Source organism: Streptomyces capitiformicae (genome assembly GCF_002214185.1).
Classification (GTDB): Bacteria; Actinomycetota; Actinomycetes; order Streptomycetales; family Streptomycetaceae; genus Streptomyces; species Streptomyces capitiformicae.
On the sequence record NZ_CP022161.1, the window covers coordinates 6,168,895 to 6,186,140 of the forward strand.

12 protein-coding genes and 1 pseudogene are annotated in these 17,246 nt (G+C 67.7%); 6 read left to right on the top strand and 7 right to left on the bottom strand.

Annotated features, from left to right (window positions below):
- Positions 1-169: 169 nt before the first annotated feature.
- Positions 170-2,911, bottom strand: a complete 2,742-nt coding sequence (locus tag CES90_RS27515) for an ATP-binding protein (protein ID WP_189786714.1) — start codon at positions 2,909-2,911, stop codon at positions 170-172.
- Between the two features lie 980 nt (positions 2,912-3,891).
- Here CES90_RS27515 and CES90_RS27520 point away from each other — a divergent pair.
- Together CES90_RS27520 and ltrA are read left to right on the top strand one after the other, a co-directional pair.
- The gene (locus tag CES90_RS27520) at positions 3,892-5,541 is read left to right on the top strand and encodes a pentapeptide repeat-containing protein (protein WP_189786713.1); all 1,650 of its coding nucleotides are present in this window, start codon (positions 3,892-3,894) and stop codon (positions 5,539-5,541) included.
- 631 nt (positions 5,542-6,172) lie between these two features.
- Positions 6,173-7,972 carry a group II intron reverse transcriptase/maturase gene (gene ltrA, locus CES90_RS27525; protein WP_229914264.1) on the top strand — a complete coding sequence of 600 codons (1,800 nt, stop codon included), beginning with the start codon at positions 6,173-6,175 and terminating at the stop codon, positions 7,970-7,972.
- A gap of 381 nt (positions 7,973-8,353) precedes the next feature.
- Here ltrA and CES90_RS27530 read toward each other — a convergent pair whose 3' ends face one another.
- Positions 8,354-8,884 (bottom strand): TetR/AcrR family transcriptional regulator, encoded by a 531-nt coding sequence (locus tag CES90_RS27530; protein WP_229914281.1) that lies wholly within the window; start codon positions 8,882-8,884, stop codon positions 8,354-8,356.
- Positions 8,885-9,084: 200 nt separating this feature from the next.
- On the opposite strand from CES90_RS27530, the gene CES90_RS27535 reads away from it, so the two are divergent.
- A complete protein-coding gene (locus tag CES90_RS27535; protein ID WP_189786806.1) occupies positions 9,085-9,492 on the top strand; it encodes a RidA family protein in 408 nt (135 codons plus the stop codon).
- 40 nt (positions 9,493-9,532) lie between these two features.
- Positions 9,533-10,038 (top strand): annotated as a pseudogene (locus CES90_RS27540) (IS5 family transposase); the annotation flags it as partial.
- 59 nt (positions 10,039-10,097) lie between these two features.
- On the opposite strand, the gene CES90_RS27545 reads toward CES90_RS27540, so the two are convergent.
- Positions 10,098-11,054, bottom strand: coding sequence for a S66 peptidase family protein (locus tag CES90_RS27545; RefSeq protein ID WP_189786808.1), 957 nt, complete (start codon positions 11,052-11,054; stop codon positions 10,098-10,100).
- A 146-nt stretch (positions 11,055-11,200) separates the two neighbouring features.
- On the opposite strand from CES90_RS27545, the gene CES90_RS27550 reads away from it, so the two are divergent.
- Entirely contained in the window at positions 11,201-11,392 is a 192-nt protein-coding gene (locus CES90_RS27550) for a DUF397 domain-containing protein (RefSeq protein WP_189786809.1), read from the top strand.
- 9 nt (positions 11,393-11,401) lie between these two features.
- Complete coding sequence (locus CES90_RS27555) at positions 11,402-11,746, top strand: VOC family protein (protein WP_189786810.1); 345 nt, start codon at positions 11,402-11,404, stop codon at positions 11,744-11,746.
- Positions 11,747-11,756: 10 nt separating this feature from the next.
- On the opposite strand, the gene CES90_RS27560 is transcribed toward CES90_RS27555, so the two are convergent.
- From CES90_RS27560 to CES90_RS27575, 4 genes are all read right to left on the bottom strand, one after another.
- On the bottom strand, positions 11,757-12,590 hold the full coding sequence (locus CES90_RS27560; protein ID WP_189786811.1) for a hypothetical protein: 834 nt from the start codon (positions 12,588-12,590) through the stop codon (positions 11,757-11,759).
- Positions 12,591-12,709: 119 nt separating this feature from the next.
- Positions 12,710-13,888 (bottom strand): acyltransferase family protein, encoded by a 1,179-nt coding sequence (locus CES90_RS27565; RefSeq protein ID WP_189786812.1) that lies wholly within the window; start codon positions 13,886-13,888, stop codon positions 12,710-12,712.
- Positions 13,885-16,113 carry a glycosyltransferase gene (locus CES90_RS27570; RefSeq protein WP_373313563.1) on the bottom strand — a complete coding sequence of 743 codons (2,229 nt, stop codon included), beginning with the start codon at positions 16,111-16,113 and terminating at the stop codon, positions 13,885-13,887. The genes CES90_RS27565 and CES90_RS27570 overlap by 4 nt, the downstream gene beginning before the upstream one ends.
- Positions 16,110-17,132: a hypothetical protein gene (locus CES90_RS27575; protein ID WP_232791332.1), complete on the bottom strand. Its 1,023-nt coding sequence runs from the start codon at positions 17,130-17,132 to the stop codon at positions 16,110-16,112. Before CES90_RS27575 ends, CES90_RS27570 begins: the two co-directional genes overlap by 4 nt.
- Positions 17,133-17,246: the final 114 nt, after the last annotated feature.

A 17,246-nucleotide genomic window follows, 5' to 3' on the forward strand; every position in this document is an offset into this window, starting at 1 on the left:
CGCCCTTGCGCACAGCACTGCGCTGACAGCGCGGCATTGTTTATCTCGGGTGTCGAGCGGGCGACAGGCATGTTGGAGCTCAGCAACGTGCCTGACGGATATCCGAAAGGGTCTCAGGCATGTTGGCGATCTCTGGGATCTGGTGATCTGTTTCGGGGCCTGTGCTGGTTCAGTCCATGTCATCCCATGTCCACGATGGGGCGGCACTCCCATCAGGCTCACGTCCGAACCGGAACTGCTCCCGGTTTCCGTCCAGGGCCATGAACGCATGGAACTGTCCTCTGGCAGGAAGCCGCTTGGCCAGTGCGGTGACCTGCTCATGCGCCCCAGCCTCCCGCAGCGCATTCACAAGCATGTGGACGCCGCCGTACAGCACGTTGTCGAGGGAGGTGTGCGTGGCAGGATCGCGGGCCAGCAGTTTGGTGACCTGCTCATGCGCCCCGGCTTCCCGCAGCGCGTCCAGCAGCCTGGCGACGGCGTACGGGTGGTCGAGGGCGGCGTGCGTGGCAGGATCGCGGGCCAGCAGTGCGGTGACCTGCTCATGCGCCCCGACCTCCCGCAGCCCGTTCAGTAACAAAGCGACGGCTTCCGGTTCGTCGAGGGCGGTGTGCGCGGCGGCCTTCTCGGCCAGTGCGGTGACCTGCTCATGCGCCCCATCCTCCCGCAGCGAGATCAGCAGCCAGGCGACCTCTTCCGGGTTGTCGAGGGCGGTGTGTGTGGCGGGATCGCGCGCCAGCAGTGCGGTGACCTGCTCATGCGCCCCGACCTCCCGCAGCGCGTCCAGCAGCCTGGCGACGGCGTACGGGTGGTCGAGGGCGGTGTGCGCCGCGGCCCACTCAGCCAGTGCGGTGACCTGGTCATGCGCCCCATCCTCCCGCAGCATGATCATCAAACAGGCGGCGGCGAGCGATTTAGCGGCGGTGGTGTGTGCAGCATCCCACTCGGCCAGTGCAGTGACCTGCTCATGTGCCCCGGCATCCCGTAGCGCGTCCTCCAGCTCGGCGATGGCGCGCTCGTAGGCAACGTGGGGGTCGCGGGCCATCATTGCGTCCCACTGCTCGGCCATCCGGGCCGCCTCTTCCGGGGTGACGTTGGTGGTGCGCGTGACAGCCTGCTCGGCCAGTTCGGTGGTGTGCGCGGCAGCCCGCTCGGCAAGTTCGGTGGCCTGCTCATGCGCCCCGGACTCCCGCAGCGCGTGCACCAGCCTTTCGACGGCGTAGGAGGCGACGGGGACGACGTTTGCGGCGGCCCATTGGGCGGGGCGGGGATCCGTGGGGTGCACGAGAAACAGATGGTCGACGAGGGGGGCCGCGACGTAGGTGTAGCCGTGGGTGATGGCGTTCTTGTGGAGTTGGGCGGCGTCGCGGTATAGGCCGCGGGCCCAAGCGGCGTGGCCGAGTTCGGTCAGGTCGTTAGGGTGGGCATGCTGGGCGGCTGCCTTCCAGAAGTCGATGGGCGGAATGGTATCGGCGCGGTGGTGGCGGCCGTGCTGGTCGAGGTAGTCGGCCAGCAGGTAGCGCGGCCCCTGTGGCTTGGGGACCAGCCGTTCGATGTGAGTGGCGCTCGCGGCGGGCCGGCGGCGGGCGCGCTGGTTGCGGGGGCCTCGGGTGGGGGCGGGGGTGAGGATGCCGGGGATGCCGTTGCAGGGGGTGGTGGCGTAGGCGAGGGCCTTGGTCAGCCAGTCGTCGTCGAGGTCGCGGTACTCAGCGTCGGTGAGGTAGCCGGGGACGGCGTCGGCGAGCCAGTCCAGCGGGATATGGAGGCTGGCGCCCATGCGGCGGGCATCCATCGCAGCATGAATGAGGGCCCGCGTGGCGCCCCTCGCCGCGCTGTAGCGGTCCATCAGGTATGGCACGCCGGCCAGATACTGGGTGATCTGGCCGCCTTCTGCGTGCTGGGCGGCCTGGGTGAGCCGGGAGTCGGCATTGGCGATGGAGTTGAGTGCGGCCAGATCGGCCGGTGTGAATGCGTCCGGCACGTCGATCTTGTGCCCGCAGAGTAGTGCGCGGGCGCCGGCATGCCGGTCGATGGTGGTGCGGGTCGTCAGGGTGTCCCAGTGGCCGGGCCACAAGGTGCCCAGGACCAGGACAGGAGCCCGTAAGGGATCGTTCGACAACTCCCGCAGGCCTGCCGCGACGCTCTCACCGAGCGGCTCCGGATCGAGGTAGTGCTGGGCTTCGTTGAGCCACACCACCGTCTTCGGGGCAACCTCCGGCAACGCGGCCAAGGCCGCGTCAGGGGCTGTGGGGGTGAGGGGATGCCACACCCGCCAACCTTCCGGCAGTCCGCCGACGGCCTCCCACAGGGCGCGGGTCTTGCCGGTGGACGATCCTCCGACCAGGACCGCGATCCCGCTGTGTCCGGCCACGGCGGCGTCGACCACGGTCTTCAGGCGTGCGTCGATGTCCCGCGGGACATAGGCGGGTAGGATCCCGAACCGCTCGCTCGCACCGCCTGTGTCCGGCGCAGGGTGGATCCCAAGGCCTCCGTCGAGGACGAGCCGGACATCACCGCGCAGCTCGCTGATCGTGCGCCCTGCCCCCCGCGCCAGCCCGGCCTGTACCCAGAGACCACGCACCCGCCCCACGAGATCCGGTGCATCCCATACGGCCCGGCGGGCCAGCACCGTGGCCACAGACACCACATCGGCCTGCTGGCCAGACCGCTCGCCGTGGGTGATGACGTGGCGGATCGTGTCCCGGCTGGGCGAGCCCTTCAGGGTGTTGTCGCGGGCGATGTCCCCGGTGATCTCATCCAGGCTGGGGGCGCCCGCTGCCAGGTACACCTCGTACAGCAGCTCCTTGAGCTCACGAAGCGCCGGCGGCCATCCCACTCGTGCTCGCTTCAGCGACCTTGCCCGCTTCGGGCTGCCCTCCGGGCCCGGCCGGCCATACCCGATGTCGCCACTCATCGCATCATCGTCCCCGATCCCGTACCGCGCCACCGCGTGAACAGCAGCAACCGATGCGGCCGTTGACGGCACGTCGCAACTCGGAGTCGATCTCCCCCAAGGGCTGAACGTGGACAGCAGGCCGGCCGGCTGCCCCATCCACTTACTACACCCGTGGAGGACGTCATGTCCCGCACGCGTCTGTCCCGCCGCGAACGCCTCGCCCTTGCTGCAGCAGCTATGGCCGCTGCTATCTCCGGCACCCTCCGCGCCATCATCACCTGGCTCCTGGACTGGCTCATCTAGACCCACACCCCGACCACTAGGGACGTCAGGCCGGGCCCGTGACCCTCATGGCCCCGGCCTGACGCACCGCCTGCCATGCCCTACTTCCCTGGACCCGCATCACCCTCTTGACCTGCCACTACACAAATGGATAAGAGATAACATTGGGTGACGAACACCGGGCCTTCCAGCTTGTGGGGTGTCAACTCTGCAGGCCCGTGCTGCTGCCGTGTGGCCGGAGACGACCCGGGCCTTCGCAGGAGCTTCTTGTGGTAGTGGACAAACCGGTCCAGAAGCTGGGCGAACGCCGTGACTGCTGATCGTCCTGTGAGGGGCCTTCGCCTCAATCACCCACAGCCGTCCCCGGGACGGGTCGGCGACCAGCAGGTCGATCTCGCCCGGCAGGGTGCCTCACATGCCTGACCTCACGTCACCAGCTTGACCTGGGCCTACTGCCGATAGCGTAGATAACGATGGCGCAGGGTTCGTTCTCCGCCGTGCGCACGCCGATACGGCTTAGTTCGGAGAAGGCATGTGAGGCATGTGCGCGCCTTAGTGCACCGTGCCTGACAGATATCGACGGGTTGTTCAGGCATATACGGCATGTTCGCAACGTGAGAGCCGATCCCCGGCGCTGCCCGTCAGTGTCGAGCGTGAACCGCTCCCGTCCCCAGCGCGTCCGTACGGGCACCCGACACCTGTGGAGCCGCCGCACCATGAGCACATCCGAACCGCCAACCTGGCCGCACTGCGCACACGGAGCAGACCCTGCTTCCGACCCCGTTGGGTGCCGCGGCATCCACGTCTCAGGCCACACTGCGTGCCTCGCCCACCTGGCCGACGCGGAACGCGACGCCTACCTGGCCGGCCTGACTCCCGGCGCCAGCATCGACCACCGGGGCACCACCTTCAGTGAATCCCTCCTCAACGCCGTCCTCAACGCCCTCCGTGACCCCGCAACCGGTAACGCCCGCTTAGGCTCCGCCGGGTTCTTGTCGGCGACCTTCGAGGGTGCCGCCGGGTTCGAGTCGGCGACCTTCGAGGGCCGAGCCGGGTTCGAGTCAGCGACCTTCAAGGACGTCGCCCGGTTCGGGCGGGCGACCTTCGAGGACTACGCCATGTTCGGGTCGGCAACCTTCGAGAGCTCGGCCGGGTTCAACGCGACCTTCAAGGACTTCGCCTGGTTCGAGTCAGCGACCTTCAAGGACCACGCCGATTTCGGATCGGCTACCTTCGAGGACCGAGCCGGGTTCAAGTCAGCGATCTTCGAGGGTGCCGCCGGGTTCAAGTCAGCGACCTTCGAGCGCGACGCCAGTTTCAGGTCGGCGACCTTCATGGGCCTCGCCTGGTTTGGGTCGGCGCCCCTCAACAACGAGGCCGAGTACGAGTCAGCCACTTTCAATAGCAGCGCCAGTTTCGGATTGGCGACCTTCCGAGACAGAGCCGAGTTCGGATCGGCGACCTTCAAGGGCAGCGCCTGGTTCGAGTCGGTGACCTTCCACAGCACAGCCGAGTTCAGGTTAGCGAGCTTCCACAGCACAGCCGAGTTCGGGTCGGCGACCTTCAAGGGTCGCTCCGAGTTCGGGTGGGCGATCTTCAAGGGTCGCTCCGATTTCGGGTGGGCGATCTTCAAGGGCGACGCCAGGTTCGGGTCGGCAACCTTCGAGGGTGACGCCATGTTCGGGTCGGCAACCTTCGTGGATGCCGACATGGTTGGACCATTGGTGTGTGCTGGGCGGATTGTGCTGTCCGGCGCGAAGTTCGGTGGCCCGGTGACCCTCTCATTCGCAACGCGCCGTCTGGAATGCCGTCGCACCCGCTGGTCATCGACAGCGGAGATCCGCCTGCGCTACGCCACGGTGGACTTCTCTCATGCTGTGTTCGAGTACCCCCTCACGATCGCCGCCGAGCCGGATCCGTTCGTACGCGCCAACGCGCTGGTGGGCGATCTCTTTTCTAGCGCGCCCGGGCCTGGGGTGCGGGTGGCGTCGCTGCGTGGGGTGGATGCAGCCCACCTGGTTCTGTCTGACCTGGATCTGTCGGGATGTCTGTTCGCCGGCACGGTGAACCTGGACCAACTGAGGCTGGAGGGCGCCTGTACCTTCGACATGGCTCCGCCCATTGTGCGCTGGCGGCGTTGGCCGCCTGTGCGGTTCACCGAGCGGCGCGTCCTGGCCGAGGAACACCACTGGCGTGCTGGCCAGCCGGGTGCGGTACGGGGCTGGAACGTGGCGGTTCTGGGTGCGGGGCGGGTCGGGCCGTTGCAACTGGCGCCGGTATACCGGGCACTGCGCAAGGCGTATGAGGATGGCAAGCACGAACCGGGGGCGGCGGACTTCTACTACGGGGAGATGGGTGCGGCCTGAAAGCCGCTCAGGTCCAGTGAAGACATTCCAGAGGAAGGAGATCTTCCCCGCCAAGTGACCAAGGTGGCGGGCCCCCGGCGAGGCGTGCAGGACCGGTAACGGACCTGTGCGAAGCCCTCGTGAAGAAGCCCCAAGAACACGCAGGCTGTTGCGAGTTACAGGGCCAAGGGGGAGAGCTGAAGGGTGAACGCAAGTGAACCTCTGACGAGGTCTCGTAACCGTAGATGTCGGAACAGTGCAGAACACCGACACAGGACTACTGCTGAGAAGCAGACACGGCACGGCGGTCCGCATTTGCGTCGTGTGGGGTCACCGTGGTCCCGGGATATAGGAGGCACCCGCCCAGCTCGTATCTGGATGGAGCGGAACAGGACAACCCCGTAGAGGTCCGGTCGCACGACCGGTCGGCGGACGGTAACGGAAGCACAACTCCTCTGCGGGCGAAGGAAGGCCCGAGAAGCGAATGCCGCTGGGGTGAAAGCCCAGAGGAAAGGGCGGAGCGCGGCACCTCAGCCGCCGCCTATAACTCGGCGGATACCAGACGTATGTCGGGGCGCGAAAGCGAGCTGACGCGGGCCTGGTGGACCTTTGAAGATGCCAACGCAAAGAGACCGAAAGTCAGGAGACCGGAGTGGACACGGAGGTGACCGAGGTGAACGCTGCGACGGAATCTGAGGCGGCTGACGTGACAATGGCCCTGAGCGACGCCGAGCAATGGCGCAGTACAGACTGGGCTAAGGCAGAAGCGGACGTGCGGCGACTAAGGCAGCGGATCTTCAAGGCGGCACGAGAAGAGGACCCGAAAAGGGTCAGGAATCTGCAGAAGCTGATGCTGCGATCACGAAGCAACACGGTGGTATCAATCCGCCGAGTGACACAACTCAGCGCAGGACGCCGCACGCCTGGAATCGACAGGACGGTGGTGGTCAACGATGAGCAACGAGGAAAGCTCCTGCGGGAGTTAACTGAGGAGCCACGGTTCAGGCCATTACCGGTGCGGCGAGTGCATATTCCCAAGGCGAACGGCAAGAAGCGTCCACTCGGAATTCCTACTATTCGCGACCGAGTGGAGCAGGCCAGGGTGAAGAACGCCCTGGAGCCGGAATGGGAAGCACGTTTCGAAGGGCGGAGCTATGGCTTCCGTCCCGGACGAGGGTGCCATGATGCGGTCGGCGCGATCTTCCAGACCCTGGCCCGCAAGGGCGCGAAGAAGCTCTGGATCCTGGACGCTGACCTGTCCAGCGCGTTCGACCGCATCAACCATGATCGCCTGCTGAATGCTATCGATAATTTCCCGGCTCGCCGAGAGATCGAAGGATGGCTGAAGGCTGGGGTAATGGAGAACGGCAGGTTCGCTCCCACCGAGGAGGGAACGCCGCAGGGCGGGGTGATCAGCCCCCTGCTGCTCAACATCGCACTCCATGGCATGGAAACCGCTGCCGGATACGATCCGAGCCTCACGCAGTTGCAGAGGTCTCGGAAGAACATCCCGACACTGGTGCGCTATGCCGACGACTTCGTCGTCATGTGTGCGACGGAAGCTGAAGCGTGGCAGATCAAGGAGAAGCTCACCGAATGGCTGGAACCGAGAGGGCTGACCTTCAACGACGAGAAGACCCAGGTGGTCCACGCGTCCAAAGGGTTCGACTTCCTCGGCTTCAATGTCAGAAGGTATGGCGACAAGCTCCTGATCAAACCCAGCAAGGCAGCGGTACAGAAGGTCAAGAGGGAGATCACTGGCCGGTGCCAGCGTATGGCCGGCGCCAGAACAACGGATCTGATCCGCAATGTGAACCCTCTGATCAAGGGTTGGTCCACCTACTACCGGAGCGCCGTATCCAGCGAGACGTTCAACAAGCTGGATTGGTGGATGTACAAGCGCCAGTACAGGTGGGGCAAGAAGAGGCATGCGAAGAAGTCACGCAGTTGGGTCAAGAACGCGTACTTCGGCCGCTTCAACCCAACCCGACAGGACAACTGGGTCTTCGGAGACAAGGAGACCGGTGCTTTTATGGGCAAATTCGCATGGACCAACATCAAACGCCACGTGATGGTGAAAGGTGAAGCGTCCAAGGATGACCCGGACCTGGCGGAGTATTGGCGGGAACGAACGCGCAAGCGTAAACACCCCCAAGCTGACGGCAAGTTGGCCGTCAACCTCGCAGCCAAGCAAAGGGGAATCTGTCCGTTGTGCGGACTTGACCTGACCGACGGGGCAACCTATGAACCAGATTCAGTCCGTGACTGGGCCAACTGGTTCCACGCCAGCTACCGGACGATTCACAAGCACCATCTGATCTACCGCTCGCGCGGTGGGTCGGATCATGTGTCCAACCAAGCCTTGGTCCACTCCGACTGTCATAGGAGGCACCACGTCTCCCATGATTACGGTCAACAGCAGAATCACGTGCTGTCCCCGCGGTCTGCTTGAGCCGTGTGCGGGGAAACCCGCACGCACGGTTCTGAGGGGGGCCTCGTCCCGAGAGGGGCGGGGCCTACCCGACAGATGCGCCGCCACGCCGACGACATCCCCCGCAGCGAACGGGGGCTGCTGACCGCGTACTGGGCGCTGTCCGGCTACGGCCTGCGCGCCTCCCGGGCCCTGGCCTGGCTCGGGGCGGCCATGTTCCTCACCATCGTCCTGCTGATGGCCTTCGGCCTAGGGCCTGTCTTCAGTTGTGATCAACAGGCTTGCAGAGGCTGCCGATCCAGATGGTTGCTGCGCGGAGATGGAGTCCGGCGCACTTCCCCCAACCTCACCCCGGGAAGCTGCCCACAATCAGCCGAGATCACTCAACGTAACGAAGCACTACTAGGGCCTGTCGCTCCGATCACGAGAACCGGGCGTGGCTGGGAATATCCGTCCCCAGCCACGCTCGACCGACTGGCGACATCGGCCGGGTTGGTCTCCTGCGCTGGTGAACAGTGCGGTCAGCATGGGCACGCCGTGAGTGAGTGCCTGGTGCGGCAGGGGGCCTGTGGCGACGAGTGAGGCGAGTCCGTGGCCAATGGTCCAGCTTTGTGTTGCCAGTTCCAGCGGGTCGACCTCGTCATGGAAGCGGCTGTTCGTCTTGGCCCGGTCGATGGCGCGGACGAGGCAGTCCAGGGTTTCGTCCGCGGCGCTGGTGTCTTCGAGGTCGAAGCCCGTGTCGAACATGACGCGGTAGAGATCGGGGTTCTCCAAGGCGTTGGCCAGGTAGGCGGCGCCCAGGGCAGCGAGGTCTCGTACCGGGTCCGCAGACATTTTGACGGCTGCGAGTTGGGCGGCCAGGCGTGTGAAGCCTTCTTGCCGCAATGCCTTCCACAGGCCGTCCATACCACCGAAGTAGGTGTAGACGGCCATCGTTGACACGCCGGTTCCGGCGACCAGGGTGCGGAGTGTGACCGGTTGCCTCGTCCGCAGCATTTGTGCGGCCCGGTCGAGCAGCAGGGAGCGGACCGCTGGGTCTTTCGTCCTCGCCATGACTCCACAATACATAGCGCCGCTATGCTTTCATGGGTGCTGGTCTTGCTGTTCCTGACGCCAAGAGGAAGAGGCCGTTCATGTCCGTGACCCTGGTCAATCCCGAGGGGTTGCCGAAGCCCGATGTCTACCGGCAGCTGTCGGTCGCCACCGGATCGAAGCTGGTGTTCCTGGCGGGGCAGGTCGCCCGCGACGCCGACGGCCGGCCCGTGGGCGACGGAGACTTCGCCGCTCAGGTCGAGCAGTGCTATCTCAATGTCGCCACCGCTCTGGCCGGGATCGGTGGCTCCTTCGATGACGTGGCGAAGCTGACCATCTACGTCGTCGACTGGAGTCCCGAGAAGATGCCGCTGCTGGGTGAGGGCGTGGGCCGCGCGGCGGCGAAGCTCGGCATCGACCCGGTCAAGCCGATCACCCTTCTGGGAGTTGCGGCACTGGGGGAACCGGACCTCCTGGTGGAGGTCGAAGCCACCGCGGTCATCGAATAGCCGTATCGCTGCGAGCAGGGAGACCGTGGGGCTGGCCATGTTGAGTCGGGGGGATCTGACGGACGGCGAGTGGGCAGTGCTCGAGCCGCTGCTGCCAGTGAGCAACAACCGGTGCGGCCGGTGGCGCGATCACCGGCAGGTGATCAACGGGATCATTCACCGGCTGGGCACAGGGGTGCAGTGGCGGGAGCTGCCCGAACGCTTCGGCCCGTGGAAGACCGTCCACAAGCGGCACTTGCTGTGGTCGGCCGACGGCACCTGGGAAAAGCTCCTCCGGCACGTCCAGTCCGCCGCCGACACCGAAGGCGGCATCGACTGGAACATCAACGTCGACTCCACCGTCACGCGCGCTCACCAACACGCCGCAGGAGCACCTCAAACTCCACCGCCCGCGCCGCCGAGCCCTTCAAAAGAGGGCCGCCGAAGGCCAGGACGGCGACTGTCGGCCAGCATGATGCGACACGGCCTCCTGGAGGGGGCGGTGCCCCGGGCGAAGCCCTCGGCAGGTCACGCGGCGGACTGACCACCAAGATTCACATTGCCGCGTGACTGGCCGATCAATCACCGCTGCGTGGGCCTTGCACGCCGGGTAAGGCGGTCGACGGTCAGGCGACTGCTGGCTGAACCGTCAAGGTTCCTTCGGCGGTGTCGATCGTGGCCTGAGTGCCAAGCGGGATGGTCGGAGGGTGGAGGCCGTGTCCGGCAGGGAGTCCGCCGAGAACAGGAACACCCAGGCGCGTCAGCCGGTCGCGCAGTACGTCGGCGATGCCCCATCCCCCCAGGGTTGGATCATCGGCATCCTGGTCGAAGCCGAGGAACTGGCCAAGTGCGACACCGCACAGCCCCTCCAGAGCCCCAGTACGGGTCAGCTGGGTCAGTGCGCGGTCGACCTCTCCCAGCCCTGTGCCTCTCTGGTGTTCGAGAAAGAGGATCGCCCCCTCAAGGCTCGGCAGACCGGCTCCGGCCTCGGTGCGGATCGCGTCAAGGTTGCCGCCGACCAAGACACCGGTCGCGGTGCCCTCGACGGTGACTGCCGCGCTGGCTTGGCTGGTGTCCCGGTGGATGATGACAGGGTCGATGGTCATCAGCGCGCGGCGAAGGGCTTCAGCCGACGCCGGCCCGGACCATTCGTCGCTCCAGTTGACGAACGGGCCATGCAGCGAGGCCAGACCGCACCGCGCCCACAGGGCAAGGTGGAGGTGGGTGATGTCGCTGAAGCCGACCAAGGGTTTTGGGTCGCGCCGCAGGGCGTCGATGTCCAGGTCGTCGACGATGCGGTAGGCGCCTTTGCCGCCCCGGGTGGCAAGCACCGCGCGGACTCCCGGGTCTCCGAACGCGGAGTTCAGGTCGAAGACGCGATCCTCATCTCGGCCAGCCATATACCCCCATTGGTCGAAGACGTGCTCGCCCAACTCAACCCGAAGCCCCCATGACGTCAGTAGCTCGACGCCACGGGCGACTCCCTCGCGGCTGGGTGGACTGGCTGGAGAGACGATCCGCACCCGATCCCCGGGCCGTATCCGCGGCGATTGCACGGTCTGATGACTGTCGCAGTTGTCCATGCCGGGATGTTCCTACACCCGCCGAGCGAAGCTCAGTTGACGAAGTACCGATCAGTGATGGACAGGCTGGACAATTGCGCCCTAACCCCGGAGAAGTCACGCGACCTGATCCACAGCATCGCGAACGATCTATGAGAGGCACCGGCATGTTCAGGCTTCACTGGCAGAAGTCCACGTACTGCGGCGACGCCTCCAACTGCCTCCACGTCGCCGCCACCCCAGCCGAGATCCACCTCCGCGAAAGCGACACCCCCCACACCGTCCTCACCACCACCCGCACCCCCCTCCGCTCCCTCATACAGGCGCTCAAAGCAGCCGGGCGGCCTCCGGGATCGTAGGGTGGGGCCATGGCTGTCGAGCTCTTCGCGGGGATCCCCGTCAATGACTACGACGCGGCGCTCTCCTGGTACGGGCGGCTGCTCGGGTCGTCGCCCACGTTCATCCCGAACGACACGGAGGCCGTGTGGGAGCTGGCGGAGCACCGGTATCTGTACATCGAGCACCGGCCCGGGCACGCCGGCCACGCCCTGCACACCCTGTTCGTCGACGACCTGGACGCCCGGGTCGCCGGGATCACCGGCCGGGGCCTGGACCCCGTGCGCCGGGAGACGTACGCGAACGGTGTACGCAAGGTCACCTACCAGGACCCGGACGGCAACGAGATCGGCCTCGGCGGCCCCCCGGTCGAGTGACGGGCGTGGGTCAGCTGGACGCCTCGCCCACGTAGGCGAGCGTTACCGTGTCGCCGCCGTCCTCCCAGGTGATGGTCACCTCGTCGCCGTCGCGGCGGACCGTGCCGAAGATGATGTCCTCGTCGCTGACGTCCTTGGAGGCGAAGGGCTTGAGGGCCATGCGGAAGTTGTTGTCGTCGCGGTAGGCGCCTACGCCGTTCAGGAGGCCCTTGCCGCCGACCATGTCGATGTAGGAGAGGGCGTGCTGGCCCTTGAGTTCGCCGGTGGACTGCTCCTCACCGATCGTGAGGGTCCTGGCCTGGTCGTCCTGCCACTGGCCCTCGACGCCCTTGTCGGGCGGCGTGCCGGTCGAGTCGCCGGCGGGGTCGCTCTCGTCGGGGGTCGGGGAGTAAGCGTCGGTGGCTTCCTCGGTCGGGCTCTCGGACTCGGTCGCCTGCGCCGACACGCTCTGCCGGGGCTTGGCTGTCCCCCCCTCGTCGCCGTCGCCGGTGAGGAGGAAGATGCCGCCGCCGAGCACCGCGATGGCCGCCACCGCCGCGACGACGATCAGCGCGATCTTGCCGCCGTTGCTTCCGGAGGGTGGCGGCGGGGGCGGGTAACCCCCGTACTGCGGACCGTAGTTGGGCGCCCCCGGCATCCCCGGCATCCCCGGCGCACCCGGCGCGCCCCCGTACGGCGGCTGGCCGCCACCCGCGTACGGCTGCTGCGGACCCGTCGCGTACGGGTTCGGCGGCTGACCGCCGGGTGCCGCCGGCGGGGGCGTGTACGGCCCGGGGTACGGCGGCTGCTGGGGCGGCTGGGATCCGTAACCGTCGTACGGCGGTTGACCGGGCGGCTGGGTCATCGGCGGTGTCACTCCTCGGGTCGCATCGCGGCGAGGCAAGAAACACCTGCCTCGAGCGAGCCCCAACATCCACCAGGCCGTCAGTCGTACGCAAGTACGTATCGCGGTTGGTTACGGGGTCAGTACACACCGCTCGGCCACAACTTCGGCCTCCGTCGCGCCGCCAGATCCTCCGCCCAGCCGAAGGCGACGACACAGCCCGTGATCAGCACCCATGTCAGGGCGAGAACCGGCCATGGGCTCTCCAGCAGCCAGGGGAAGTGACGCCACATCACGTCGACGTCCCACAAGCGGTCCCACTGTGTCGCGGCCGCCAGGACACACGTGTTGTGCCAGAGATAGATCGTCACCGCTCGGGAGTTCAAGAGGGTGATCAGTCCGTCCCAGCGGCGCAGGCGAGCCGGCCACTCGGACCATGACGGGCTGATGTGCAGGAGCAGCAGTACCGTGCCGAACGACCAGACGGACTGGGCGAAGGGCATGCTGTCGAGGTCGTTGCCGTCGCCGAAGTCGTGGTTCAGGGCGTACCAGAGTCCGACGAGGGCGATGGCCGGGGCCACCGACGGGACGATGTACCGCGGGAGGCGCTTCAACAGGCCGTCCTGGTGGGCCATACCCAGGATCCAGCAGGCGCCGAACGTGCTGAAGTCCGTCAGACCGGACGCGAACCGTTCGCTGGGGAGGAAGTCCAGGTAGCCGCGCTCGAACGCCGCCGCCAGCGCGATCGGCGCGAGGACCGTCACCGCCGGCCGCGCGCGCAACGCTCGCAGCAGGAGCGGGGACAGCAACACGAACCAGAGGTAGGCGCGTACGTACCAGAGGGGTCCGGCGAAGTCGACGGCCCAGTCCGCGCCGATGAAGCCCTGGACTCCGGGCAGGCCCTCCGCGTACGGCGGGTCGCTGATCGGGAGGATCCAGTAGGTGAGGTGGAACCACCACCAGCCGGGGTGCCCCTCCGCGTCCGGGCCCCAGCCCTGCGCCACCATTCCCGTCACGCCCACGGCCCCCAACAGCCAGATCGGCGGCAGCAGTCGGCGGATCCGGCCCCTGATCACCTGCCCCGGCGGGCGTTTCAGCGAGCGGGCCATCAGGTTCCCGGCGAGCGCGAACATCACGCCCATGGAGGGGAAGAGGAGCGGCAGCCAGGCCCAGCCGGTGAGGTGGTAGAGGACCACGCGGAAGAGGGCGACGGCTCGGAGGAGGTCGAAGTAACGGTCCCGGGCGGGGGTGTTGTTCTCGACGACCGGCGTGGAGTCCGGGGCGGAATCCGGCGTGGAGTCCGGGGCGAGCGTGCTCATGCGACCGGGCTCCCCGTCTTCGGCTCCTGCGGCTGCGGCTGCGCACCCGGCAGCCCCACCGCCCCCGTCCGCCGCAGCTTCTGCCACCGCAGCCGGCCGCCGGTCAGTGCCGTGATCCACGACTGCAACAGCACCACGTACATCAGCTGGCGATACAGCAGTTGCTGGAGCGGCAGCGAGAGCAGATGCGTCATGCGCTCCTTGTCGAGGTGGAACGCGTACGCCGCGCACACCGCCTGGACGGCCAGAATGCCCAGCCACGCGGCGATCGTCTTCTCGGTCGGGCCGAACACGAGCCCGTAGACGAGGAAGACGTCGAAGAGCGGCGCGAGCAGCGGCGCCACGACCATGAACAGCGAGACCAAGGGCAGGCCGACCCGGCCGAAGCGGCCCGACGCGCCCCGCTCGAACAGCGCCGCCCGGTGCTTCCAGATCGCCTGCATCGTGCCGTACGACCAGCGGTAGCGCTGCGACCACAGCTGCTGGACGGACTCGGGGGCCTCGGTCCAGGCGCGGGCCTTCTCGGCGTAGACGACATGCCAGCCGTCGCGGTGCATGGCCATGGTGATGTCGGTGTCCTCGGCGAGGGTGTCCTCGCTCATGCCGCCGACCCGGTCGAGCGCCTCGCGCCGGAACGCGCCCACGGCGCCCGGGATGGTGGGCATGCAGCGCAGGATGTCGTACATCCGGCGGTCGAGGTTGAAGCCCATCACGTACTCGATGTGCTGCCAGGCGCCGATGAGGGTGTCGCGGTTGCCGACCTTGGCGTTGCCCGCGACCGCGCCGACGCGCGGGTCGGCGAACGGCTGGACGAGTTCGCGGACGGTGGACGGTTCGAAGACCGTGTCGCCGTCCATCATGACGATCAGGTCGTGCCGGGCGTTCGCGATGCCCCGGTTGAGGGCGGCGGGCTTGCCCGCGTTCTCCTGCCGCACGACACGTACGTCATGGCGTACGGCGGGGTCGGTGGCGAGTTCGCGGCTGAGCTCCTCGACGATGTCGGCGGTGCCGTCACCGGAGCCGTCGTCGATGACGAGCACCTCGATGGGGTGGTCGCCGGCGACGAGCGAACGGACCGTCTTCTCGATGCACTTGGCCTCGTTGTATGCGGGGACGAGGACGGAGACCGGTTCGGTGACCGGGCCGTTCGGTCCCCAGCGGAAGGCGCGGCGGCGTACCCGGCGGGCGTGTGCGACCGACAGGATCAGCATCAGTCCGAAGCGGGCGAGGACGAGAGCGCCGATGACGGCCAGGGCGACGACGAGGATGCCGGTCGTCTTCTCCGAGGCCTGGACGAGCGCCACCCAGGCCTTGCCCTTCCACAGGCCCACCCCGGTGACCGGCGTGTGTGCGCTGGGGGCGTCGAGCGCCCCGGTGAGGGTGTCGAACTCGTAGCCCTTGTCCTGGAGCCCTGTGATGTACCGGTCGAGCGCGGCGACGGTCTGCGAGCGGTCGCCTCCGGAGTCGTGCATGAGTACGACCCCTCCGTTGCCGTCCTCGGGCATGGACCGGCGGATGATCTCGTCGACGCCGGGCCTGCTCCAGTCCTGGCTGTCTATGTCGCTGACGACGGTGATGTAGCCACGGCTGCCGATGTACTCGGTCACCGGCCAGGTCCGGTTGTCCATGCGCTCGGAGAAGGACGAGTACGGCGGCCGGAAGAGCGAGGTGCGGATGCCGGCGGCGCCCGCGAGGGCGAGCTGGTTCTGCGAGAGCTCCCAGTCGATGCGGGCCTTGGACTGGAGGGAGAGGTCAGGGTGGTTGAAGGTGTGCAGGCCGATCTCGTGGCCCTCGTCGACCATGCGCCGGACCAGGTCCGGGTGGCGGGAGGCCATCGTGCCGGTGATGAAGAAGACGGCGTGGGCGTCGTGCTTCCTCAGGACGTCGAGGACCTTGGGGGTCCACGTCGGGTCCGGCCCGTCGTCGAAGGTGAGGACGAGTTCGCGGTCGGGGACTTCGAGACTGGTCCGGCGCCCCGACCTGGTGTCGATCACCGGGCCGCCGTCGAGGATCTTCTTCGGCACCCGGTCGTTCGCCACGGGCGGCCGTACCCGGTGGTCCGCGAGGATCTCGCTGTGCACATAGCCGCGCAGCATCAGCATCGCCATCAGTGCGAAGAGGATGACGCACGGGAGGAGGTGGCGGAGCGGTAAGCGGGGCGTCGTACGCGTGCGGCGCCGGGCGGCACGCGAGGGCGTGCCGCCGCGGTGGGTGCGGGACATCAGGCGGGCTTCTCCGGGTTCTGCGGGTCTTGCGGCTGCTGCGGGTTCTCCGGGGCGGCCGGGCCGGGCTCGACCGGGGCCGGGGTCTGCGGACCGTCGGCGACCGTGTTGGTGTCGCCGGAGCCGGGGGCCGGGCCGGGCCCGCCGGACTCGGAGGGCGGGGGCGGCGAGGGCGAGACCGAGGGGCTGGGGCTGCCGCCCGACGGTGGCGTCACCGACGCGGAGGGCGTGGGAGTCTGCACGCTCGTGCTCGGCTTGGGCGCGACGCCGGCGCTGGGCCCGGCCGAGGGCTGGGCGCTGGTGGACGGCGTCGGCTCCTTGCCGCTCTTGGCGTTGCCCTTGCCCGAGGGCCCGCCCCGGGAGCCGTCGCCCGGCGCGGTCGTCGCCCCCGAGGGGACGGCCGACCCCGTGCCCGGGCCCGGCGCTCCCCCGTCCGCGGTGTCGGACCGGTCGTCGGCCGACTCGCCCGGCAGCGGCGGTGTGTCCACCTTGCCCGCCGGCTGCTCGTCCTTCTGCATCGGCACCGGCAGCCAGGGCGCGTCCGAGTTCCCCGACACCAGCGTGCCGACGATGACCACGGCGTACGCCGCGCAGGCGGTCCCGACGGCGATACCGAGCCGCCGGTAGAGGTTCCTGCGCCGCCCCGACTCGTCCACGAAGACGGGACCCTCGGAATCCTGCGGGCCCGACCCGCCCTTCGCCGCCGTGCCCGGCCCTTCGGCCACCTCCCGTCCGGCGCCGTCGAGTTGGACGGTCACCTCCAACGGGTCGTGGTTGCGGCCGGGCTGATCGGGCTGTTCCCAGGGTGCCGCCGGGTGAGCGGTGACGGCATCCGGCTGCCGGGGCACACCGAAGTCCCGCTCCACCGGGGACACGGCCCCCGTTCTGGCGGCGGCCTCGGGCCAGATCACCTCGTCACCGGTGATCGACGGCAACGCCTCGTCATCAGCGGCGTTCGACCGCGTCGTCTGCTTCGGCAGGTTGAACCGGTTCTCCCGGGTGCCTTTCGGCCAGTTCTCCACGTGCACGCACTTCCCCCCACGGGACAGAAGCGGGTACGTGTTCGATGCCGGTCCTTCGCACTTTCCTGTACCGGACCGGGCCCCCCGCCCTGTCCGGGGCGCCCCACCCATCAC